The 21,529-nt window shown below is 69.8% G+C and carries 18 protein-coding genes and 1 tRNA gene; 8 read left to right on the top strand and 11 right to left on the bottom strand.

Features of this window, described 5'->3' with window-relative positions:
- The first annotated feature begins 3 nt into the window (after positions 1 to 3).
- The 3 genes from thrS (at position 4) to GGD89_RS15840 (ending at position 4,041) form a co-directional block, all read left to right on the top strand.
- Positions 4 to 1,986, top strand: coding sequence for a threonine--tRNA ligase (gene thrS, locus GGD89_RS15850; RefSeq protein WP_184047125.1), 1,983 nt, complete (start codon positions 4 to 6; stop codon positions 1,984 to 1,986).
- Positions 1,987 to 2,195: 209 nt separating this feature from the next.
- Positions 2,196 to 2,717, top strand: a complete 522-nt coding sequence (gene infC, locus GGD89_RS15845; RefSeq protein ID WP_184047122.1) for a translation initiation factor IF-3 — start codon at positions 2,196 to 2,198, stop codon at positions 2,715 to 2,717.
- Positions 2,718 to 2,991: 274 nt separating this feature from the next.
- Positions 2,992 to 4,041: a putative sugar O-methyltransferase gene (locus tag GGD89_RS15840; protein WP_184047119.1), complete on the top strand. Its 1,050-nt coding sequence runs from the start codon at positions 2,992 to 2,994 to the stop codon at positions 4,039 to 4,041.
- Positions 4,042 to 4,071: 30 nt separating this feature from the next.
- On the opposite strand, the gene GGD89_RS15835 is transcribed toward GGD89_RS15840, so the two are convergent.
- The 8 genes from GGD89_RS15835 to rpmH form a co-directional block, all read right to left on the bottom strand.
- On the bottom strand, positions 4,072 to 4,923 hold the full coding sequence (locus tag GGD89_RS15835; RefSeq protein WP_184047116.1) for a fructosamine kinase family protein: 852 nt from the start codon (positions 4,921 to 4,923) through the stop codon (positions 4,072 to 4,074).
- A 38-nt stretch (positions 4,924 to 4,961) separates the two neighbouring features.
- Complete coding sequence (locus tag GGD89_RS15830) at positions 4,962 to 5,456, bottom strand: low molecular weight protein-tyrosine-phosphatase (protein WP_184047113.1); 495 nt, start codon at positions 5,454 to 5,456, stop codon at positions 4,962 to 4,964.
- Positions 5,457 to 5,572: 116 nt separating this feature from the next.
- Positions 5,573 to 6,499, bottom strand: a complete 927-nt coding sequence (gene argB / locus GGD89_RS15825) for an acetylglutamate kinase (RefSeq protein WP_184047110.1) — start codon at positions 6,497 to 6,499, stop codon at positions 5,573 to 5,575.
- A 38-nt stretch (positions 6,500 to 6,537) separates the two neighbouring features.
- Positions 6,538 to 7,302: a ribosome biogenesis GTP-binding protein YihA/YsxC gene (gene yihA / locus GGD89_RS15820; protein WP_184047107.1), complete on the bottom strand. Its 765-nt coding sequence runs from the start codon at positions 7,300 to 7,302 to the stop codon at positions 6,538 to 6,540.
- Complete coding sequence (gene yidC, locus GGD89_RS15815) at positions 7,295 to 9,094, bottom strand: membrane protein insertase YidC (RefSeq protein ID WP_184047104.1); 1,800 nt, start codon at positions 9,092 to 9,094, stop codon at positions 7,295 to 7,297. Before yidC ends, yihA begins: the two co-directional genes overlap by 8 nt.
- A gap of 200 nt (positions 9,095 to 9,294) precedes the next feature.
- On the bottom strand, positions 9,295 to 9,681 hold the full coding sequence (gene yidD, locus GGD89_RS15810; RefSeq protein WP_184047101.1) for a membrane protein insertion efficiency factor YidD: 387 nt from the start codon (positions 9,679 to 9,681) through the stop codon (positions 9,295 to 9,297).
- Complete coding sequence (gene rnpA / locus GGD89_RS15805) at positions 9,678 to 10,196, bottom strand: ribonuclease P protein component (RefSeq protein ID WP_184047098.1); 519 nt, start codon at positions 10,194 to 10,196, stop codon at positions 9,678 to 9,680. The genes yidD and rnpA overlap by 4 nt, the downstream gene beginning before the upstream one ends.
- A gap of 277 nt (positions 10,197 to 10,473) precedes the next feature.
- Positions 10,474 to 10,608 carry a 50S ribosomal protein L34 gene (gene rpmH / locus GGD89_RS20215; RefSeq protein ID WP_184047095.1) on the bottom strand — a complete coding sequence of 45 codons (135 nt, stop codon included), beginning with the start codon at positions 10,606 to 10,608 and terminating at the stop codon, positions 10,474 to 10,476.
- 343 nt (positions 10,609 to 10,951) lie between these two features.
- Here rpmH and GGD89_RS15795 point away from each other — a divergent pair.
- Positions 10,952 to 11,028, top strand: a tRNA-His gene (locus GGD89_RS15795).
- A 270-nt stretch (positions 11,029 to 11,298) separates the two neighbouring features.
- Entirely contained in the window at positions 11,299 to 12,039 is a 741-nt protein-coding gene (locus GGD89_RS15790) for a TIGR00266 family protein (protein WP_184047092.1), read from the top strand.
- Positions 12,040 to 12,132: 93 nt separating this feature from the next.
- Here GGD89_RS15790 and purD read toward each other — a convergent pair whose 3' ends face one another.
- Positions 12,133 to 13,437 carry a phosphoribosylamine--glycine ligase gene (gene purD, locus GGD89_RS15785; RefSeq protein WP_184047090.1) on the bottom strand — a complete coding sequence of 435 codons (1,305 nt, stop codon included), beginning with the start codon at positions 13,435 to 13,437 and terminating at the stop codon, positions 12,133 to 12,135.
- Positions 13,438 to 13,508: 71 nt separating this feature from the next.
- Here purD and xseA point away from each other — a divergent pair, with 71 nt between their 5' ends.
- Complete coding sequence (gene xseA / locus GGD89_RS15780; protein ID WP_184047087.1) at positions 13,509 to 14,987, top strand: exodeoxyribonuclease VII large subunit; 1,479 nt, start codon at positions 13,509 to 13,511, stop codon at positions 14,985 to 14,987.
- A gap of 312 nt (positions 14,988 to 15,299) precedes the next feature.
- Here the strand turns inward: xseA and GGD89_RS15775 are convergent, their stop codons facing one another.
- Entirely contained in the window at positions 15,300 to 16,541 is a 1,242-nt protein-coding gene (locus GGD89_RS15775) for a CaiB/BaiF CoA transferase family protein (RefSeq protein ID WP_184047084.1), read from the bottom strand.
- A 310-nt stretch (positions 16,542 to 16,851) separates the two neighbouring features.
- Between GGD89_RS15775 and GGD89_RS15770 the strand changes: the two genes are divergently transcribed.
- Positions 16,852 to 18,300, top strand: coding sequence for a DegQ family serine endoprotease (locus GGD89_RS15770; protein ID WP_343058628.1), 1,449 nt, complete (start codon positions 16,852 to 16,854; stop codon positions 18,298 to 18,300).
- Positions 18,297 to 19,676: a replication-associated recombination protein A gene (locus GGD89_RS15765; protein ID WP_184047078.1), complete on the top strand. Its 1,380-nt coding sequence runs from the start codon at positions 18,297 to 18,299 to the stop codon at positions 19,674 to 19,676. Before GGD89_RS15770 ends, GGD89_RS15765 begins: the two co-directional genes overlap by 4 nt.
- Here GGD89_RS15765 and GGD89_RS15760 read toward each other — a convergent pair.
- A complete protein-coding gene (locus GGD89_RS15760; protein WP_184047075.1) occupies positions 19,670 to 21,070 on the bottom strand; it encodes an undecaprenyl-phosphate glucose phosphotransferase in 1,401 nt (466 codons plus the stop codon). The two genes, GGD89_RS15765 and GGD89_RS15760, sit on opposite strands and share 7 nt — an antisense overlap.
- Positions 21,071 to 21,529: the final 459 nt, after the last annotated feature.

Raw genomic sequence — 21,529 nt, 5'->3', positions numbered from 1 at the left:
ACCATGGTTGCCATTTCCCTGCCCGACGGTAGTCAACGCCAGTACGACGGCCCCGTCACGGGGCTGGACATCGCCCGCGACATCGGCCCCGGCCTGGCCAAGGCGTCGCTCGCCTGCACGGTGGACGGCGCGCCCTGGGACCTGACCCGGCCCATCGACCGGGACGCCGCCGTGACGCTGGTCACCGGCAAGGACGAGGCCGGCCTGGAGCTGATCCGTCACGACGCCGCCCATGTGATGGCCGAGGCGGTGCAGGAGTTGTACCCCGGCACCCAGGTGACCATCGGTCCGGCCATCGAAAATGGCTTCTACTACGATTTCGCCCGCGACGAACCGTTCACGCCGGAGGATCTGGCGGCGATCGAGGCGCGTATGCGCGCCATCGTCGATCGCGACGAGGCCATCGTCCGCGAGGAATGGGATCGCGACGAGGCCATCGCCTGGTTCAAGGCCAGGGGCGAGCACTACAAGGCCGAGATCATCGCCGACCTGCCGGCGGGCGAGCCCCTCACCATCTACCGCCAGGGCGACTGGCTGGACCTGTGCCGGGGGCCGCACCTGCCGTCCACGGGCAAGCTGGGCAAGGCGTTCAAGCTGACCAAGCTGGCGGGCGCCTATTGGCGTGGCGACTCCCGCAACCCCATGCTGCAACGCATCTACGGCACGGCCTGGGCCACGGACAATCAGCTCAAGGACTACCTCCACATGCTGGAGGAGGCGGAGAAGCGCGACCACCGCCGCCTGGGCCGGGAAATGGACCTGTTCCACTTCGAGGACTACGCCCCCGGCTCGGTGTTCTGGCATGACAAGGGCTGGACGCTGTTCCAGACGCTGATCCAGTTCGTGCGGCGACGTCAGGCGGCGGCCGGCTTCCAGGAGGTCAACACGCCGGACATGATGGACCGGACCCTGTGGGAGGTCTCCGGTCACTGGCAGAACTACCGCGAGAACATGTTCACGACCAAGACCGAGGACGAGCGCGACTTCGCGCTCAAGCCCATGAACTGTCCCGGTCACATGGCGGTCTACAAGTGCGCCCTGCGCAGTTATCGTGACCTGCCGCTCAAGATCGCCGAGTTCGGCAAGGTGCACCGTTACGAGCCGTCGGGCGCGCTGCATGGCCTCATGCGCGTGCGCAGCTTCACGCAGGACGACGCCCACGTCTTCTGCACCCCCGATCAGTTGCGCGCCGAATGCCTGAAGCTGAACACGCTCATCCTCGGCCTATACGAGGACTTCGGCTTCGAGCAGCTGACCATCAAGCTGGCGACGCGGCCGGAAAAGCGCGTCGGGTCGGATGACCTGTGGGATGCCGCCGAGGGCGCGTTGCAAGGCGTGCTCGACGAGGTGGTCGCCAGGAGCGACGGCCGCGTCAAGGCGTCCGTCAATCCCGGCGAGGGGGTCTTCTATGGACCGAAGCTGGAATACGTGCTGCGCGACGCCATCGGCCGCGACTGGCAGTGCGGCACCGTTCAGGTGGACTTCAATCTGCCGGGCCGCTTCGACGCCGGCTATGTCGGCGCCGACGGCGACCGTCACGTGCCGGTGATGATTCACAGGGCCATGTTCGGTTCGCTGGAGCGCTTCACGGGCATTCTCATCGAGCACTATGCCGGCCGATTCCCGCTTTGGTTGGCGCCGACGCAGGTGGTGGTGGCCACCATCACCGGCGATGCCGACGGCTACGCGAGCGAGGTCGCGGCCGCGTTGCGCGCGGCGGGTCTGCGGGTCGACGTCGATCTTCGCAATGAAAAAATCAACTACAAGGTGCGCGAGCATTCCCACGTCAAGGTGCCGGTCATCGCCGTGGTCGGCAAGCGCGAGGCCGAGGAGCGCACGGTGGCGTTGCGGCGCCTGGGCGGGGCCAGCCAAGAAGTCCTTGCGCTGGATCGGGCGCGGGATACACTGAAACATGAGGCGTTGCCGCCGGATCTGGCGCGCCGGGACGCGGCTGTTCCGGCGACCGGTATGGTTCAGGTGGCGTAAGTCTCGTGGGGTCTCACCGATCCCTTCCCGCCGTCGGCCCCAGGGGTCCGGAGGGAAGGGGTCGTCTGTTTCCGGGCTGGCCCGTGCGGTGGGCCGGGTGCGGACACCAGTACCAAAGGCACGTCAAATCCGGCGCCGCGACGCGCGTCTTCCGCTGATGATCGCGGTGACACCACAACGAAAGAGGCAATCCCATAGCTAGGCCACCCATGACGGCGCCACCGACCCGCGATGGGCCGCGCGTCAATGAAGCGATCCGGATCCCCGAGGTCCGGTTGATCGACGAAACCGGGGAAAACGTCGGTGTCGTGCCCACGCGCGAGGCCATGGCGCGGGCCGTGGATGCCGGCCTGGATCTTGTGGAGATCTCGCCCAGCGCCGATCCCCCCGTGTGCAAAATTCTGGACTATGGCAAGTTCAAGTACGAAAACCAGAAGAAGAAGAACGAAGCCAAGAAGCGCCAGAGAGTGATTGAGGTCAAGGAAATCAAGGTTCGTCCGAACATTGATGACCATGACTACGCGGTTAAGATGCGCAATTGTCACCGCTTCCTGGAAGACGGTGACAAGGTCAAGGTGACCCTGCGCTTTCGCGGTCGCGAGATGGCGCACCAGGATCTGGGCATGAAGGTTCTGCATCGCATTCGCGACGACATGGCGGACTTGGCCAAGGTGGAGCAGTTGCCGAAGATGGAAGGCCGCCAGATGATCATGATCATGGCGCCGAAGTAGTCGGGACCCCGACGGTCCGCGCCGCGTCTGGCGTGGGCCGTCCCCGGACACCCCGGCTCCGACACCCCTGACCTCGGCAATCCCGATCCCGGCATGGTGCCCGACGGTGGTGTCCGGCTTGTCGGGTCGGGAGGATGGCGCGGTGCCCTTCTGGCTGCCGGCCGTGCTGTCGCCGTGCGGAGCCCGGTGGTTGCGCCGCGACGACCGGGGCGCGGGCGCCGGGGCAGCACACGAGGGGCGGCCACCCGCCCGGCGGCAGCGGAAGGGAGAGCCAGTGAATGACCGCCAACGGGAAACCCTTCGTCGCCTGCGGGCCGTGGTGACGGGGCTGCTCGACGCTCCGGGCACGGAAAGCGCCTTCTGGGCCGATATCGTGGCCTTCTACCGGTATGTCCTGACGCTGGATGACGACAGCCTGCGGCTGATCCGCCTCCATTCTACGTACTGGGGCGGGCATGGTCCGATGACCTACAAGGAACAGCATCTGGAGCCGCCGCCCCACCTGACGTTTCTTCACGAGCGCTATGCCCGCATGGTGGCGAAGCTGGATCCGCGCTGGTATTTCGCCGAGCCCGAACTGAAGGACTGCCCGTTCCAGTATGGGGCGCTCCATGACGGCCGCCTGATCAACCTGGACATCCTGCGCTATCAGCACGCCATCGCCAATCTGGTGCTGACCGGGGTCATGGCACAGGTGGAGCAGTGGTCGCCGGGGCGCCGAACCGTCTGCGAGATCGGCTCGGGCTCCGGGTGCTTCGCCTTCAACCTGCGGCGCAGCCTGGGAGACGTGGCCCTGGTGCTGGTGGACATTCCGGTGTCGCTGTTCCTCACCGGCGCGTTCCTGATCGTCAATGATCCGGAGGCGCGACTCGCGATCGTGGACCAGGACACGCCGCGGGGCCACCTGGCGGAGCTGATCGCCTCCCACGATTACATCCTGGTGGCGGACTCCATGGCCGACCGGCTGCTGGAGGGACGCTACGACCTGTTCTTCAACCTGTACTCGTTTCAGGAGATGCCGTCGGCGACGGTGCGGCGCTATCTGGAAATCGCCCGGCTGACGACACGCGGCGCGTTCTACAGCGAGAATTTGCGTGGACATGCCAAGAACCCGGAAAACACCGATTCGATCGACGACCTGATCCACGACCATCTGGATGCGTTTCCCGATCCCGCGTTCTATCAGGCGCAGGACGTGGGCGACGAGGTCATGCGCCCGATCATCGGTGTCGGCCCCCTGGTCGGCGGGTCCCTGTCCATCCGGGGAGAGTTGTTGCTGGGCTACGCCGGCCGCGTCGTCACCCTGAGGCCACCGGGATCGTGACCGGACGCTCGTGGGTCCGGGGCCGCCGCGTCACAGACCCAGACGCCGCAGGGTGCGGTCCACGCCGCCGAGGTAGCTGCCGCCGAACAGGCGCACGTGCACCAGCAGGGGATAGAGGTTGTAGATCTCCAGGCGGTCCTCGAAGAAGCCCGGGCGGATCGGCCGAAGGTCGTGGTAGCGGTTGAAGAACGCATCGCCGAAGGTGCCGAACAGGGTGGTGAAGGCCAGTTCCACCTCCGCATGCCCCCAGTAGATGGCCGGATCGATCAGTCCCGACAGGCGCCCATCGTGCGCCAACACGTTGCCGGTCCACAGGTCGCCATGCAACAGGCTGGGATGGTCCGGTTCCTCCAGCCAGTCGTCCAGGCGCGCCGCCAGGGTCTCGACCCGGCGATGCAGGGCCGATGGCAGCCGCCCGGCGCGCGCCGCCTCGCCGGCCATGAACAGCAGCCGATGATCGCGGAAGAAGGGCACCCAGCGCTCGCGTTTCGGGTTGGGCTGGGGCAGGCCGCCGATGACGGTGTCATACGTGAAGCCGAAGTGCGGCCCGACGGTGTCGTGCAGGGCGGCGATCACATGCGCCGCGTGTTCCTGCACCCGGGCGGAGAGGGTATCCCCCGACGGCAGGACGGTCATCAGCAGCAGAGGGTCGTCGGCGTGCAGGACCTCCGGCACCGGGGCGCCGTGGTCCGCCAGGTGGCGCAGCATGGCGCCCTCCAGGGCGAGGCCGCTGCCCGGTCCGCCCACCTTGGCGACCAGCGCGCGGCCGTCCGACAGGCAGAGGTGATAGACCTCGCCGACGCAGCCGCCGGACAGCGGCCGACTGGCGGTCACCGTGGCGCCGATGGCCTGTTCCACCAGGGCGCGGGCGCTGTCGCGCATGGAGACCTCCCTTGGCTGGAATGCCGGGGCGGGCGCGGCTACGGAGCGGACGTCGCCGCCAGCCGCGCGCGGACGTGATCGAGCAGGCCCTCGGTGGTGTCTTCCAGCATGTCCAGCACCCGGTCGAAGCCATCCCCCCCGCCATAGTAGGGGTCGGGCACGTCACGAAGGGTGCCGGGGCGCCGGGCGAAGGCGCTCATCAGCACCACGCGCTCGCGGGTGGTCTCGTCCGGTGCCAGCGATCGCATCCTATTGTAGTGACCTCGATCCATGGCGATCAAAAGGTCGTAGCGCTGGAAGTCGGATCGCCGCACCTGGCGGGCGGTCTGTCCCTCCAGGCTGTAGCCCCGGCGCGACGCGGCCTCGGCGGCGCGGGGGTCCGGGGGCTCGCCCACGTGAAAGGCGGTGGTGCCGGCCGAATCGATGTCCACCTGGTCGTCCAGACCGGCGGCGTGGACCTTGCGGCGAAACAGGCCCTCGGCCGTGGGTGAGCGACAGATGTTCCCGGTACAGACAAACAGGACGGCGACCATGACAAGCCCCGATGCAAAACGAGCCGGCCGTCACCATACGCGGGCCGGGCGCGTCCGCAAAGAGCCGGCGGTGGTCGATCCGGGGCGTCCGCGACCCGTCCTCAAGACGCGAGGGCCTACAGCCGCCGGATCAGGGTGCCGGCGCCGTGCGGGGTGAACAGCTCCAGCAGGCAGGCGTGCGGCACCCGGCCGTCCAGGATCACCGCCGCCTCGACGCCGCTTTCCACCGCCTTCAGGCAGGTTTCCACCTTGGGGATCATGCCGCCGGTAATGGTGCCCTCAAGGACCGCCCGATGGGCCTCGCCGGCCGTCATCTCCTCGATCAGGTCGCCGTCGGCGTCCAGCACGCCCTTGACGTCCGTCAGCATCAGCAGCCGGCGCGCCCCCAGGGCGGCGGCCACGGCGCCGGCCGCCGTGTCGGCGTTGATGTTGAAGGTCTCGCCGTTCGGCCCCTGGCCGATGGGGGCGATCACGGGGATCACGTCCGCGTTCTCGAAGAAGTTCAGCACGTGCGGCGTGACCTGGGTGGGTTCGCCCACGAAGCCCAGGTCGAGGATCTTCTCGATGTTGCTGTCGGGGTCCCGCCGGGTGCGGCGCAGCTTGGTGGCCCGGATCAGATGACCGTCCTTGCCCGACAGGCCGATGGCGAAACCGCCGGCCTGGGTGATGGCCGAGACGATCTCCTTGTTGATGGAGCCGGACAGCACCATCTCGACGATGTCCACGGTGGCCTCGTCGGTGACGCGCAGGCCGTCCACGAAGTCGGACTGGATCTTCAGCCGCTCCAGCATCCTCTGGATCTGCGGCCCGCCGCCGTGCACCACCACGGGATTGATGCCCACCTGCTTGAGCAGCACCATGTCGCGGGCGAAGGTGCCGGCCAGGGCGGCGTCGCCCATGGCGTGCCCACCGTACTTCACCACCACGGTTTCCTTGGCGAAGCGGCGCATGTAGGGCAGCGCCTCCGATAGCGTCTTGGCCTTCTCCAGCCACAGCGCCCGCAGGGCTTCCCTGTCCTCCATGGTGCCGTCATGGCCCGCCATTCTCGATGTCCTCCCCGTCATGGATCAACGGCCCCGGGTCAGTCCCGGCCTCGGGGCGGCTCCGGTGCCGGCGCCGCCAACTCGGCGAGCGCGGCGCGAAGCTCCGGCATGCCGGCGCCGGTCTCGGCGCTGGTGACCAGGACCTCCGGGTACGCGGCCACGTGGTCGGCGAGTTGGCCGGTTACCCGCGCGCGCATGTCGCCGAGCGCCTTGTCGCCCACCTTGTCGGCCTTGGTCAACACCACCTGATAGTTCACCGCCGCCTGGTCGAGCATGGTCATGACCTCGCGGTCCACGCTTTTCAGGCCGTGGCGCGCGTCCACCAGCAGCAGAACCCGGCGCAACGGCGCCCGGCCGCGCAGGTAGGCGTTCACCAGGCGGGTCCAGGCGGTGACCATCGTCTTGGGCGCCCGGGCGAAGCCGTGACCCGGCAGGTCGGCGAGCCGCAGGCGGGGCGCCCCGGCGGGACCCAGGGCGAACAGGTTGATCTGTTGGGTCCGGCCCGGGGTGTTGGAGGTGCGCGCGAGAGTCCTGCGCCCGGTCAGGGCGTTGACCAGGCTGGACTTGCCGACGTTGGAGCGGCCGCAGAAGGCCACCTCCGGCAGATCCCCGGGGGGCAGCGCGGACAGGTCGGCGACCCCCAGCAGGAACTGGCACTCCTGGGCGAACAGCCAGCGGCCGGCCTCCAGGCGGGCGGCGGCGGCCGCCGCTTCCCGGGCCTCGTCCCCGCCGTCGGTCCCGGTGTCCCGTCCGAGCGGCCGCCCGTTTCCATCCGGCTCCGGGGGGGCGTCGTCGTCAACCATTCACGCCGACGCCCATGCGCTTCATGATCCACCACTGCTGCAACATGGACAGCAGGTTGTTCCAGGTCCAGTAGATCACCAGGCCGGCCGGGAACTGGGCCAGCAGGAAGGTGAAGAACAGGGGCAGGAACTGCATGATGCGCTTCTGCGTGGGGTCGGTGGGCGCCGGGTTCAGGATCTGTTGCAGGTACATGGTGCAGCCCATGATGACCGGCCACAGACCGATGGTCAGCAGCGCCGGCGGATCCCACGGGATCAGGCCGAAGACGGTGAACAGGTTGAGCGGGTCGGGTGCCGAGAGGTCCTGAATCCAGCCGTAGAACGGGGCGTGGCGCATCTCGATGGAGACGTAGAGCACCTTGTACAGCGCGAAGAACACCGGGATCTGCACCAGGATCGGCAGGCAGCCGGAGACCGGGTTGGCCTTCTCGCGCTTGTAGAGCGCCATCAGCTCCTGGTTCATGCGCGCCTTGTCGTCCTTGAAGCGCTCCTGCAGCTTCTTCATTTCCGGCTGCAGCTTCTTCATCTTCGACATGGACTCGTAGGACTTGCTGGCCAGCGGGAAGAACACCAGCTTGAGAAGCACGGTGAAGGCCAGGATGGCGAGGCCATAGTTGCCGAGGAAGTCCTCCAGCCAGAGCAGGCAGTAGAAGAACGGCTTGGTCATGAAATAGAACCAGCCGAAGTCGATGGCCAGATCGAAGTTCGTGATGCCGAGACTTTCTTCGTACTCGTCCAGAAGCTCCACCTTCTTCGCGCCCGCGAACAGGTGGTTCGTGCTTTCCATGAAGCCGCCTGGCTGCACGGTCTGCCCGGCGAGCACGTAGTCCACCTGGAAGCGTTCCCGGCCATCACGCATCTCGCGGGCGAAGCGGGCATTGGCCTCGACGTCCTGGTCGAAGGCCAGGGCCGCCAGCCAGTACTTGTCGGTGATGCCGATCCAGCCGCCGGTGGTGGTCTCGCGCTGGCTGCTCTCGTCCTCCAGGTCGCCGTAGTTGACCTCGGTCAGGGTGCCGTCGAACACCCCCAGGGGGCCTTCGTGCAGGATGTAAATGCCGTCGGTGGTGGGCCGGTCGGTGCGGCTGATGAGGCCGTAGGGATAGAGCGTGACCGGCGTGGTGCCGGTGTTCTCGACCCGCTGGGTAACGGTGAACATATAGTGATCGTCCACCGCGACGGTGCGCGTGAAGCGCAGCCCCTGGCCGTTGTCCCAGGTCAGCACCACCGGCTGGTCCACCGCCAGGGTTTCGCCCGATCGGACGGTCCAGGGCGTGTCCGGGCCGGGCAGGTTGGGAGCGTCGTTACCGTCGGCGCTCCCGGCCACCCAACCGAAGCGCGCGTGATAGGGGTCGGGCGCGTTGATCGGCGAGAACAGGTGAATCAACTTGCTGTCCGGGTCCAGGGTCTCCCGGTACTCGGTCAGCACCAAATCGTCCAGCAGCGCGCCTTGAACACGCAGCGAGCCCTGCACCGCCGGCGTGTCGATGGGCACGCGCGGGCTGTCGTCGGTGGACAGCGCCAGGGACCGCTCCAGGGTGTCGGTCATCGGGCCGCCGGGCGCCGTGGGGGCAAGGCCGCCATCCACGCGCGGGCCGGTGACACCGGGTGCGTCGGCCACCGACGGGGCATTGAGGTCGCCGGTGGACGGCGTGCCGGGGGTGACGCGACCGTCGGCGACCGTTTGCTCCACGGGCGGGGGCGGCGGATACAGCGTGTTCCACAACAGCTGGAAGCCGATGAGCACGAAAATGGACAGGGCGATCGCCAGGATCAGGTTGCGCTGTTCGGGCATGGGTCCTTGGTCCGTGGATCACCCCGGCCGGCGACCCGGTCCGGGGCGGTGAAGGGGCGCCCGGGCAGGGCGGCCCTGTCGGAAACGCGAGGGTGGGCCGGGCCGGCGATGCGTGAGGGCCGGGACGACCCGGGATGATCTCCGGCCGCAGGCGAGGCACGGGCGACTCGGGCCGCGTCCCCGCGCCGCCAGTCCGTCCGCTACTCGGACGGATCGCCGTCGGGAGGGGCGGCCGTCGCCGGGCGTGACTCGTGGTCCCGGCAACACCGCTCCCGCCGCGAGCGCGCCGGCCGTGCCGCGGGAACGGGATCGTATCCCATGCCGCCCCACGGATGGCAACGAAGAATCCGCCACGCCGCCAGCCAGCCGCCGCGCAGCAGGCCATGGCGCTCCAGCGCCTCCAGCGCATAGGACGAGCAGGTGGGCGTAAAGCGGCAGGTCTGGCCCAGAAGGGGCGAGAGACCCAACTGGTAGGCGCGGATCAGCAACCGGGGCGGCAGGGTCAGCAGCCATCGGAGCCCGCGTTTCCGGCGGTCGGTTCCCTCGGCATCCGTCGAGGGCGATGGGTCCTGGTGGGGGCCGCTCATGCCGGCGGATCTCGCGACGGGGGCGGTGCGGAGGGGGATGCCGTCCGGCCGCGCCGTCGGGGTCCCCGACCTTTGTCGCCGCCCTTGCGGCCCCCGCCACCCGCTCCGGGGCGGGCCGGGTCAAGGCGCGTCAGGGCGGTGCGGAGGTCGCGCACCAGCGCGTCAAACAGGCGGTCGTTGGTCTCACGCCGGCCGATCAGCACGAAATCCCATCCCGCGTGGGCGGAGTCCGGGAACACCAGGTCCACGGCCGCCCGCAGGCGGCGCCGGGCGCGATTGCGCACCACGGCCTTGCCTACCTTGCGGCTGACGGTGAAGCCCACGCGGGCCGGCGCGCCCGGCGTGGCGGCGGCTCCGGACTGGGGGGCGGCCTGAAGGATGAAGCCGGGTGTGACCCATTTCCGGCCGTGTCCGGCCACGCGCAGGAAATCACCCCGCCGTTTCAGGCGGGGCACGCCACGCGGTGGCGACGGAGGCGTCCCGGACGTCTCGATCACGGGGGGGGCGTCGTCCATGGTACGGACACCGATCCGGACGAGGTCCACGCACCGGCCATACACCCGGTCGGACCATGCGGGAGTCGCCTGGTCCCGAACCGCAGGCCGGGGGTATGCGCCGGGGTTGCCGGACCCATGCCGAGGGTCGGGCGCCGGGTCGACGCGTCCTGGCGCGACACCGCCGTCAAGGGAGTCACCCTTGACCGCACGCGTCGCTGCACAAGACCTTGTCCTGAGTGCTTTTTCGATCCGGACAAAAGAATGCACACGGCATCTTTTGTCTGAACTCAGTGCACTAGGCGGACAGGCGCTTGCGGCCCTTGGCGCGGCGGCTGGCGAGAATGCGGCGCCCCGCGACGGTGGCGCTACGGCTGCGGAACCCGTGCCGCCGCTTGCGGACGAGCTTGCTGGGCTGATAAGTGCGTTTCACGGCGGCGACTCCGTTACCGGCTGGGCAGGTCTGTTTCGGAAAGGCGAGGTGTATACGCGGGGCACCTGGCGGTGTCAACGGTCCTGCTTCGCGACGCCAGGGCATCCCCGGTTTCTTCAGGCGACCGGGGGCGGCGGCCGGGGGCGGACGCCGTGACTCATGCACGGACCTCCGCACGAGAGATCAAACGGAGGGATGCTGAGGCGCGGGCCGTCAAGCATCTTGACGGGGTCCGGGCGATGGGATATCCACCCCCCTCTCGTGCCGGACCCGACGGGGCCGGCCAACGCCGTATCCCGAGGGCGCCAGTGTTGCGGTGACCTTCGTGCCCGGCGTCCTGGTGGCGGGTATAGCTCAGTTGGTTAGAGCGCTTGGTTGTGGTCCAAGAGGTCGTCGGTTCAAATCCGTCTACTCGCCCCATTCTCCCTTGTTCTGAAGACCGGCACCGGATGCGCGGGACCGTCCCTCGGACGGCACCGTCCGGGGGCGTTGACGGTTGACCTCAAGGGTCACCGACCCCGGTCCGCTGTCCGGACTGACGCGCGCGTGGCCGCGCCGGGCGGGCATGCGCCTCGGGTCGGCGTGTACCGCGCCCGCGCGCGGCGTTTTCTCCGTGTCCCGGCTGGGGTAGGCTCCTCGCGGAGGCGCGGCGCCGGGTCGTGCCCCGACGGCCAGCGGAGGAAACGTCCCTTGGACTACAGGATCACCCACGGACCGGCGTTCGCGCTCCTCGAAATGGACATGAACGAGGGCGAGCAGGTGCGGTGCGAGTCGGGGGCCATGGTGACCATGTCGCCGACCCTGACCCTACAGTCGAGCATCGGCGGCGCATCCTCGGGCGGCCTGCTCGGCCGGGCGCTGGGCGGCCTGGCCCGCTCCGCGCTGGGCGGCGAGAGTTTCTTCGTCAGCACCTACACCGCCGAGGCCGGCCCCGGCCACCTGGCCCTGGCGCCGGCGACGCCCGGGGATATCCGCGACGTGGAGATGGACGGCCGCGCGCTGGTGGTGCAGGGCGGCTCCTTCCTGGCGTCGTCGCCGGGCATCGATATCGACACCGGCTACGGCGGCGTGCGCGGCGTGCTGGGCGGCGAGGGCCTGTTTGTCCTCAAGGCGTCGGGCACGGGCACGCTGTTCCTGTCGTCCTTCGGGGCCATCGTGCGCCGCGACCTGGAGGCGGGCGAGCGGCTCATCGTCGACAGCGGCCACATGGTCGCCTATGCCGAGGGCATGGGCATGGAGGCCCGCATGGTGGCCGGCGGCGGTGGCTTCTTCAAGCGGGCCTTCACCAGCGCCACCAGCGGCGAGGGTCTGGTCATGGAGTTCGCCGGCCCCGGCCCGGTCTGGATCCAGACCCGCAACGCCGATGCCTTCTCCGGCTGGATCAAGTCGCTCATCCCCGAGATCACCAACCGCTCCGGCGGGCAGCAGTGATCTCCGGCACAGGCTCCCTGCGCTGGCCCCCTGCACGGGCTGTCGCGACATCGCCGAGCCTGTCGCGGCACCGGCGCCGGGGGGCCGGTTGCCTCACGCGGGCGCGGGGGTCCCGGTCCGCGCCAGCGCGCGCCAGCCGATGTCGCGGCGGCAGAAGCCCTCGGGCCAGTCGATGAGGTCGATGGCCGCATGGGCGCGGTCGCGGGCCTTGGCGACGCTGTCGCCCGTGGCGGTGATGCCCAGCACCCGGCCGCCGTTGGCGAGAACGGCGCCGTCGGGGCCGGGCCTGGTGCCGGCGTGCAGAACCGAGACGCCGTCGATGACCCCGGCCGCCGTCAGGCCCCGGATTTCCGACCCCTTCGCATAGGCGCCGGGATAACCCCGCGCGGCCATCACCACCACCAGCGCCACCTGGTCACGCCAGCGCGGCGGGTCGATGTCCGCGAGCCGGCCGTGGGCGGCGGCCTCCAGAAGCTCCAGAAGGTCACTGTCCAGCCGCGCCATCAGCACCTGGCATTCCGGATCGCCGAACCGCACGTTGAACTCCAGCACCTTGGGCTGCCCGGCGTCGATCATCAGGCCACCGAACAGCACGCCCTGGAACGGCGTGCCGCGCGCCGCCATGGTGTCCACGGTGGGCTGGATGATCTCGTCCATCACCCGGGTCGCCATGGCCGGATCCACGATGGGGGCGGGGGAGTAGGCGCCCATGCCGCCGGTGTTGGGGCCGGTGTCGCCCTCGCCCAGGCGCTTGTGGTCCTGGGCCGCGCCCATCCACACGGCGGTGGTGCCGTCGCACAGGGCGAACACGCTGGCCTCCTCGCCCGGAAGCCGCTCTTCCACCACCACGGCGTCGCCGGCCTCGCCGAAGGCGCGGTCCGTCATCATGGTGTCCACGGCGGCCAGGGCCTCGGCCTCGGTGTCGCAGAGGATCACGCCCTTGCCGGCGGCCAGCCCGTCGGCCTTGACCACCAGGGGGCGGCCGCCCTGCGCGCGGATCCAGGTCTTGGCGGCGGTCGCCTTGGTGAAGCGTCCATAGGCGGCGGTGGGCACCTGGGCCTCGGCCAGCAGGTCCTTCATGTAGCCCTTGGACCCTTCCAGGCGCGCGGCCTCGGCTGTCGGCCCGAAGGCGGCGAAGCCGGCGGCGCGCAGGCGGTCCACCAGGCCGGTCACCAGGGGCGCTTCCGGTCCCACCACCACCAGGTCGATGGCGTGGGCCTGACAGGCGCCCAGGACGGCCTCCGTGTCCGTGGCGTCCACGTCCGCGAGGCAGGTGGCCACGGCGGCGATGCCGGCGTTGCCCGGGGCGCACCACAGGCGTGACAAGCGCGGAGAACGGGCCAGGGCCTGGCACAGCGCATGCTCTCGTCCGCCGCCACCAATCACCAGTACATTCATGGGTCGCGCCTTCCCTGGCTGTTGTGGGTCCTGCTTTGCCTTGCGCGCCGCTTTTAGCATACCTTGCGGCCATGACCACAGAGACGCCCCCCGGCCTCGAGCCCACCCATAACCTGCCCGAGGTCTCGGTTTCCGACCTGTCCCAGACCCTGAAGCGCACCGTCGAAAGCGCGTTCGGGCGGGTCCGCGTGCGCGGCGAGATCAGCCAGCCCAAGGTGGCCGGCTCCGGCCATTGTTACCTGCGGCTAAAGGATGACGCGGCGGTGCTGGACGCGGTCATCTGGCGCGGCAGCATGGCGAAGCTGTCGATCAAGCCCGAGGAGGGCCTGGAGGTCATCGCCACCGGCCGGCTGACCACCTACCCGGGGCGCTCCAGCTACCAGATCGTCATCGAGTCCCTGGACTTGGCCGGCGAGGGCGCGCTCCTGAAGATGCTGGAGGAGCGCAAGCGCCGCCTCGCCGCCGAGGGGCTGTTCGACGCCGCGCGCAAGCGGTCGATCCCCTTTCTGCCCGGCGTCGTCGGCGTGGTGACGTCGCCCACCGGCGCGGTGATCCGCGACATCCTGCACCGCCTCAACGACCGCTTCCCACGCCGGGTGCTGGTCTGGCCGACGCGCGTGCAGGGCGAGGGCGCCGCCGCCGAGATCGCCGCCGCCATCCGGGGCTTCAACGCCCTGCCGGTCGGGGGGGCGGTGCCGCGTCCGGACGTGCTGATCGTGGCGCGCGGCGGCGGCAGCCTCGACGACCTGATGGCCTTCAACGAGGAAGCGGTGGTGCGCGCCGCCGCCGACTCGGCCATTCCCCTGGTGTCCGCCGTTGGCCACGAGACCGATACCACGCTGATCGACCTGGCCGCCGACCTGCGCGCGCTCACGCCGACGGGCGCCGCCGAGATGGTGGTGCCGGTGCGTCTGGACCTGCTGGCCCAGGTGACCGACGACGGCCGGCGTCTGCTGGGGGCCATGGGACGGCTGCTGGAGGAGCGTCGGACGCGGGTAGAGGGCCTGGCGCGCGGTCTGCCCAACCTGGCGCGGCTGGCGGAGGATCTGGCGCGGCGCCTGGACGACCGGGAGCATCGGCTGTCCCTGGCCTGGGCGCGCCTGCTGGACCAGCGCCAAGCGGCCGTGGACCACGCGGCCGCGCGTCTGCGCGGTCCCCGGGAGGTGGTGGCGCTGCGCGCGGGCGATCTGCGGGCGCTGGCGCGCGCGCTGGACGCCGCCATGGGGCGCGCCGTCGATCAGGCCGGCTGGCGCCTGGACGGTCGGGCCCGGATGCTGGAAAGCCTGTCCTTCCAGCGGGTGCTGGACCGGGGTTTCGTGCTGGTGCGCGACGCCGAGGCCCGCCCGGTGACCGATCCGGAGGGCCTGACCGAAGGCCAGCCCCTCACGCTGGCGTTCGCCGGTGCCCGGACGGTGGGGGTGACGGTGCGCGGGGCGGGGGGCGAGGGCGGCGAGACGGGGGGCGCGCCACCCGTGCCCCGGGCCCGCCGCCGCCCGGCGCGGCGCACGTCCGCGGATGACAGGCAGGGCGATTTGCTTGGCGGTGCGTGATATCGCGTCCGACGTGTCGGACGCAGCCGGCCCGACCGGGCCGGCGCGGTGACGCCGCGTGTGCCTTGATCTGACGCGTCAGGATCAAGGCACCCCAGGATGACCCTTCGTCCAGGCAGATCTCGGTGAGGCCGTGGGGCGGCGCATGGGGTCTTCCGTTGGACGACGATCCGGACGGGATCTAGTGCAGCGACGCTTGCATTCAAGGGATTCCCCCTTGAATGCAAGCGTCGCTGCACATAATATTGTTATTAGTGCACTTTCGATCCAGACAATAGAATGCGAACTGCATCTTTTGTCTGGATCAGTGCACTAGGCGATCACGCCGGCTTCCCGCAGGCGCTCTTGTTCTGCGTCCGATACCCCCAGCGCCGTGAGGATCGCCGCCCCATCGGCGCCCACCAGGGGCGGGGCGTGGCGGTAGACCGGCGGAGTCTCCGACAGGCGCAGGGGATTGGCGATCAGCGTCACCGACTCCCGCAGTGGATGGGCCATGTCGACGGTCATGGCGCGCGCCTGGACATGCGCATCGGCGAACACGTCCGGGATGGTGTTGACCGGACCGCTGGGCACGCCCACCGCCTCCAGGTCGCTCAGCCAGGCGTCGCGTGTCCGCGAGGCGATCAGCGGCCGCAGGATCGCGGTGAGCGCCTCGCGATGGGCGATGCGGTCGGCGTTGGTGACGAAGCGCGGATCGTCGGCCAGATCGGCGCGGCCGGCCACCTGGCAGAAGCGGCGGAACTGCCCGTCGTTGCCCACCGCCAGGATCAGGTGGCCGTCGGCCGCCGGGAAGGTGTCGTAGGGCACGATGTTCGGATGGGCGTTGCCGTGGCGGGCCGGGGCCTCGCCGGACACCAGCCAGTTCTGCGCCTGGTAGGTCAGCCAGGCGATCTGGCTGTCCAGCAGGTTGGCGTCGATGTGCTGGCCCCGGCCGCCGGCGTCGCGATGGCGCAGCGCCGCCAGGATGGCGACGGCGGCGTACATGCCGGTCAACTGGTCGGCGTTGGCGTTGCCCACCTTGACCGGATCACCGTCGGCGGTGCCGGTCAGGCTCATCATGCCGCCCATGCCCTGGGCCAGATAGTCGTAGCCCGCGCGCGGCGCGTAGGGGCCGGTTTGCCCGAAGCCGGTGATGGAGCAGTAGACCAGGCGCGGGCAGCCCTCTTTCAGGTCCGCGTAGGACAGGCCATACTTGGCCAGCCCGCCGACCTTGAAGTTCTCCACCAGCACGTCGACCTGGGCGGCCAGGCGGCGGATCAGGGCCTGCCCCTCGGGCCGGGTCAGGTCCACCGCCAGCGAGCGCTTGTTGCGGTTGATGGACAGGTAGTAGGCGCTTTCCTGCGAGGGCGTGCCGTCATGGTCGGTCAGGAAGGGTGGTCCCCAGGCCCGGGTGTCGTCCCCCCGGCCGGGTCGCTCCACCTTGATCACCTCGGCCCCCAGGTCTCCCAGAAGCTGGGTGCAGAACGGACCGGCCAGGACGCGCGACAGGTCGAGGACGCGCAACCCCGCCAGGGGGCCGCCGCCGGTGGGGGCGGAAGGGGGAGACTCGGTCATCGGCGCAACGGGCTCCGTCATGGTCGTGTCGGACAAGGGCAAGGGCAAGGGCAAGGGGGCACGCTAATCCCGATGGTGGCCCAGGGGAAGGCCGCGCCGCCGGTCGTGTCTCCGGTGTCCGGGCCAAGGCCAAGGGGGAGCGCGGGTGCGCGAAGGGTTTGCCTGGCCTCGCCGCGCGTCCTAAATCTGCGGGCGCATCGTCCGTGGCGATCGTCCTGACCCGATGGAGCACCCCGTCATGACCCATCCCGTTCTTCCATGCCACCCGGCGCCGGGTCCGAGGCCCCCCTCTTCGAGGCCCGCGTCTCCGGTGGGGCGATCGCGTCGGGCGCCGGGGCGCCGGCAGGGTCCCGGACGGCTGGCCCTGGTGGTCCTGCTGGCGTTGGCGATGGTGACGCCGGGGCGGGCCCTGGCGCAGGAGGTGCCGACGTCGCGTGAGCAGATCACCCTGTCGTTCGCGCCCATCGTGCGGGACGTGGCGCCGGCGGTGGTCAACATCTACAGCCGCCGTGTCGTGCGCGCCCGCACCGCGCCACCCTTGCTCAACGATCCGTTCTTCCGGCACTTCTTCGGCAACCGCATGCCCTTCGGTCCCTCGGTGCCGCGCCAGCGGGTGGAGAACGCGCTTGGCTCCGGCGTGATCGTGCGGCCCGACGGCGTGATCCTCACCAACCGGCATGTGATCGAAGGGGCCGACGAGATCACCGTGGTGCTCAACGACCGGCGCGAGTTCGATGCCCGCCTGGTGGGCACCGACGAACAGACCGACCTGGCCGTCCTGATCATCGACGCCGGGTCCGTGCCGCTGCCGGCCTTGCCGCCGGGCGAGTCCGACTCGCTGGAGGTGGGAGATCTGGTGCTGGCCATCGGCAATCCGTTCGGCGTGGGGCAGACGGTGACCAGCGGCATCGTCTCGGCGCTGGCCCGCACCACGGTCGGTCTCACCGACTTTCGCTCGTTCATCCAGACCGACGCGGCCATCAACCCCGGCAACTCCGGGGGCGCGCTGGTGGACATGAGCGGCCGGCTGGTGGGCATCAACACCGCCATCTACAGCCAGGACGGCGGCAACGTGGGGATCGGCTTCGCCATTCCGGTGGGCATGGCCCGGGTCGTGCTCGACAGCCTGTTGACGGACGGCCGGGTGCGGCGGCCCTGGCTGGGGGCGACCGGGCAGTCGGTGACCAACGATATCGCCCGCTCGCTGGGCCTGGAGCGTCCGGGCGGCGTGCTGGTGGCCGACGTGATGCGGGGCGGCCCGGCGGCCCGCGCGGGCCTGGAGCGCGGCGACGTGATCCTGGCCATGGATGGGCAGCCGATGGCCGACGAGGCGGGCTTGCGCTATCGCATCGCCACCACGCCGTTGGATACCGAGGTCACCTTGACCGTCTGGCGGAACGGGCGGACCCGGGATCTGCGTGTCACGCTGCGGCCGCCGCCGGAGGACCCGCCCCGGGATGATACCGTGCTGCGGGGGCGCCATCCCCTGAATGGGGTGACCGTGGCCAACCTGAACCCGGCGCTGTCCGAGGAAATCGGCGTTGCCATGGGCGCCGGTCCGGTGGTGGTGCTGAAGGTCGGCCCGCGCAGCGGCGCGGCGCGGTTCGGGGTGAAGCCCGGCGATGTCGTCGTGTCGGTCAATGGGCGTCAGCCGCGCGACGTGCGCGGGCTCGCGCGGCTGATGGAGCGCACCCGGCCGCCCTGGCGCCTGGACCTGAATCGCGGGGGGCGGGCCTTGCGGGTGGTGATTGGCGGATGAGCGATCTGTTCGGGGGGTCCGAGCCGGGGTCGGCCCCGGCGGCCGATGGGGTACCGGCCGACGATCCGTCGCGGCCGCTGGCGGACCGACTGCGCCCGCGTGAGTTGGAGTCGGTGGTCGGGCAGGATCACCTGCTCGGGCCGGACGGGCCGTTGCGCCGCATGCTGGACGCCGGCCGGCTGGGCTCCATCGTCTTCTGGGGGCCGCCCGGGTGCGGCAAGACGACCATCGCGCGGCTGCTGGCCGACCGCGTGGACTTGCGCTTCGAGCCGCTGTCGGCGGTGTTCTCCGGCGTGGCCGACCTGCGCAAGGTGTTCCAGGCGGCGCGCGCGCGGCGGGCGCGGGAGGGGCGGGGGACGCTGCTGTTCGTGGACGAGATCCACCGCTTCAACCGGGCCCAGCAGGACGGTTTCCTGCCCTATGTGGAGGATGGCACGGTGGTGCTGGTGGGGGCCACCACCGAGAACCCGAGCTTCGAGTTGAACGGCGCGCTGCTGTCGCGCATGCGGGTGCTGGTGCTGCGGCGCCTGGACGACGCCGCCCTGGAGCGGCTGTTGGCGCGGGCCGAGGCCCTGAGCGGCGCCGCTCTGCCGCTGACCGGCGACGGCCGCGTCGCGCTCAGGGCCATGGCCGATGGGGACGGGCGCTTCCTGCTGACCCTGGCGGAGGCCCTGCTCGCCTTGCGCGACGCCGCCGGCGCCGATGGCATGGCGCCCCTGGATCCGCCCGCCCTGGCCCAGGTGGTGCAGCGCCGCGCCCCGGCCTACGACAAGGACCGGGAGGAGCACTACAACCTGATCTCCGCGTTGCACAAATCGCTCAGGGGGTCGGACACCGACGCGGCGCTCTACTGGCTGGCGCGCATGCTCGACGGCGGCGAGGATCCGGCCTACATCCTGCGCCGCCTGACCCGCTTCGCCGTGGAGGACGTGGGGCTCGCCGATCCGGGGGCGGTGGGGCAGGCCATCGCCTGCTGGGAGACCTATGACCGCCTGGGCAGCCCCGAGGGCGACCTGGCCATCGCCCAACTCGTCGTTTATCTGGGCACCGCGCCCAAGAGCAACGGGGCCTACACGGCGTTCAAGGGGGCGCTGAAGGCGGCGCGGCGCACCGGCAGCCTGGCGCCGCCCGCGCATATCCTGAACGCGCCCACGGCGCTGATGAAGGACCTGGGCTACGGCGCCGGGTATCAGTACGACCATGACGCCCCCGACGGATTCTCGGGGCAGGACTACTTCCCAGAGGGCATGGACCGCGTCCGATTCTACAACCCGCCGGACCGGGGGTTCGAGCGCGAGATCCGCAAGCGCCTGGCCTACTGGGACAAGCTGCGCGCGGCGCGCGGCCGGGCGGAGGATCCGCCGGACCGTCAGTAGGCCTGGCGGTCGACCAGCACCAGGAGGGCGGTGATGGCGATGATGCGCAGGTCCCGCAGCAGCGACCAGTTGTCCACGTAGTAGAGGTCGTAGCGCAAGCGTTCCTCCGCCTGGGCCACGTTCTCGATCTCGCCGCGCGAGCCGTTGATCTGCGCCCAGCCGGTGATGCCCGGCTTGACCCGGTGGCGGGCGGCGTACTCGGCCACCACCTCATCGTAGTAGCGGCCGCCCACGGTCATGGCGACGGCATGGGCGCGTGGCCCGACGATGGACATGTCACCCCGGATGACATTCAGCAACTGCGGCAGTTCGTCGATGCTGAACCGGCGGATGACGCGGCCGACGGGGGTGATGCGCGGGTCGTTGCGCACCGTGCGCCGCTGTCCGGAGAGGTCGCCCTTGTCCACGTACATGGAGCGGAACTTGAGCACCCGGATGGTCTTCTGATTGAAGCCGAAGCGCTCCTGCTCGAACAGGATCGGTCCCTTGCTGGTCAGCTTCACCGCCAGTGCGGCGGTTACCATAACGGGCGAGGCGATCAGCAGCAGCAGCAGGCCGAGGATCTTGTCCTCGATCCACTTGACGGTGAGCTGTTCGTCGGTCAACGGCCGGCGGCTCACCAGCATGGTCGGAATCTTGCCCAGCCACAGCACGCCGCGCGGCGGCAACAGCGAGGTATCCAGGTCCGGGACCAGCGAGATGTCCACCGGCAACTCGCGAAGCTGGCGCACGATCGTGGCGTTGCGGCCCTCCGCCGCCCAGGGCAGGGCGATGACGATCACGTCCACCAACTGGCGCCGGCAATAGTCCAGCAGGTCGTCCACGGTGCCCAGCACCGGGATGCCGCTGACCCGGGGCGGAACGCGGTTGATGCGGTCGTCGAAGATGCCCACGACCTCATAGTCGGCCTCGGGGTTCTCCTCGGCGAAACCGGCGACCAGATCGATCACCCGGGGCGTGGCGCCGACCACCGCCAGGCGCTGGCGGAACAGCCCCCGCCGGGTGGCCCACAGGATCACCCCCCGCAGCACCACGCGGGACGTGACCAGCGCCACGGCGACCAGGGTGGCCCAGGCCAGGGTCCAGGTGCGCGGATAACTGTCCCCGAGGGCGAACAGGTACCCCAGGGCGCTCATGCCCATCAGGCAGCCGCCCCACACCACCAGGGACCAGGCGATGTTGGGTCCGGTGTGGATCAGCTTCTTGAACGTGTACAGGCGGGCGCCGTTGGCGGCCAACAGGAACAGCGCGCCGCCGAGGATGCCCAGGGGCAGCGCGGTCAGCGCGGGCGTCAACAGATCCTCGACGACGACCTCAAGGTGCAGCAGTCGGGTCGCATAGGCGCAGCCGACGATCAGGGCGAAGTCGACCAGGGGAACGATGACGGAAAACAACTTATGATTGGTCCATCGAGAAATGGAAGGCGCGTTCTGTAGCCGGTGAGTGACGGTCTCCTGCTCGGGTGACACCGCAACGTGCGTCGTCATCCGCCCCTTCTGGGCTATGCCATCCATCGTCTCACGACCCTCTTCAAACCAACGGTCCAGGGGTGGGACCACCACGGCGATGATCGGGCCGGCTTTCGTCGGCCTGTCGCCTTGGCCCCTGTCTTGGGAAGAGAGGATGACGCCCCGCGTCACGCCGGCAAACAGGGGAGCCATGGGGCGGCTTTTCTTCCGATACGTCCAGCCGCCACACGTCATTTTGAAATAAGTATAAACGCATCGGGCACGGCCCACCAAGGGGATGTGACAAGATCCAGCAGTTCTCAGGATGGGGTTGGAGTGTGTCGCAACCGGGTCTGGTGATTGAAGGGACAGGTGAGGAGGGGCGGGCTCAGGGTGGCTGGGGCG

It is taken from the genome of Roseospira visakhapatnamensis (assembly GCF_014197915.1).
Classification (GTDB): domain Bacteria; phylum Pseudomonadota; class Alphaproteobacteria; order Rhodospirillales; family Rhodospirillaceae; genus Rhodospira; species Rhodospira visakhapatnamensis.
Note: the sequence above shows the minus strand (reverse complement) of the source record. Positions and strands in the feature narration are given on the sequence as shown.

Coding starts and splice junctions, on each gene's coding strand:
- yidD (WP_184047101.1), bottom strand. CDS start 9,681: ATGAGCGGCCCCCACCAGGACCCATCGCCCTCGACGGATGCCGAGGGA.
- rnpA (WP_184047098.1), bottom strand. CDS start 10,196: ATGGACGACGCCCCCCCCGTGATCGAGACGTCCGGGACGCCTCCGTCG.
- argB (WP_184047110.1), bottom strand. CDS start 6,499: ATGGCGGGCCATGACGGCACCATGGAGGACAGGGAAGCCCTGCGGGCG.
- thrS (WP_184047125.1), top strand. CDS start 4: ATGGTTGCCATTTCCCTGCCCGACGGTAGTCAACGCCAGTACGACGGC.
- purD (WP_184047090.1), bottom strand. CDS start 13,437: ATGAATGTACTGGTGATTGGTGGCGGCGGACGAGAGCATGCGCTGTGC.
- GGD89_RS15765 (WP_184047078.1), top strand. CDS start 18,297: ATGAGCGATCTGTTCGGGGGGTCCGAGCCGGGGTCGGCCCCGGCGGCC.
- GGD89_RS15830 (WP_184047113.1), bottom strand. CDS start 5,456: ATGGTCGCCGTCCTGTTTGTCTGTACCGGGAACATCTGTCGCTCACCC.
- infC (WP_184047122.1), top strand. CDS start 2,196: ATGACGGCGCCACCGACCCGCGATGGGCCGCGCGTCAATGAAGCGATC.
- yihA (WP_184047107.1), bottom strand. CDS start 7,302: ATGGTTGACGACGACGCCCCCCCGGAGCCGGATGGAAACGGGCGGCCG.
- yidC (WP_184047104.1), bottom strand. CDS start 9,094: ATGCCCGAACAGCGCAACCTGATCCTGGCGATCGCCCTGTCCATTTTC.
- xseA (WP_184047087.1), top strand. CDS start 13,509: ATGACCACAGAGACGCCCCCCGGCCTCGAGCCCACCCATAACCTGCCC.
- GGD89_RS15775 (WP_184047084.1), bottom strand. CDS start 16,541: ATGACCGAGTCTCCCCCTTCCGCCCCCACCGGCGGCGGCCCCCTGGCG.
- GGD89_RS15835 (WP_184047116.1), bottom strand. CDS start 4,923: ATGCGCGACAGCGCCCGCGCCCTGGTGGAACAGGCCATCGGCGCCACG.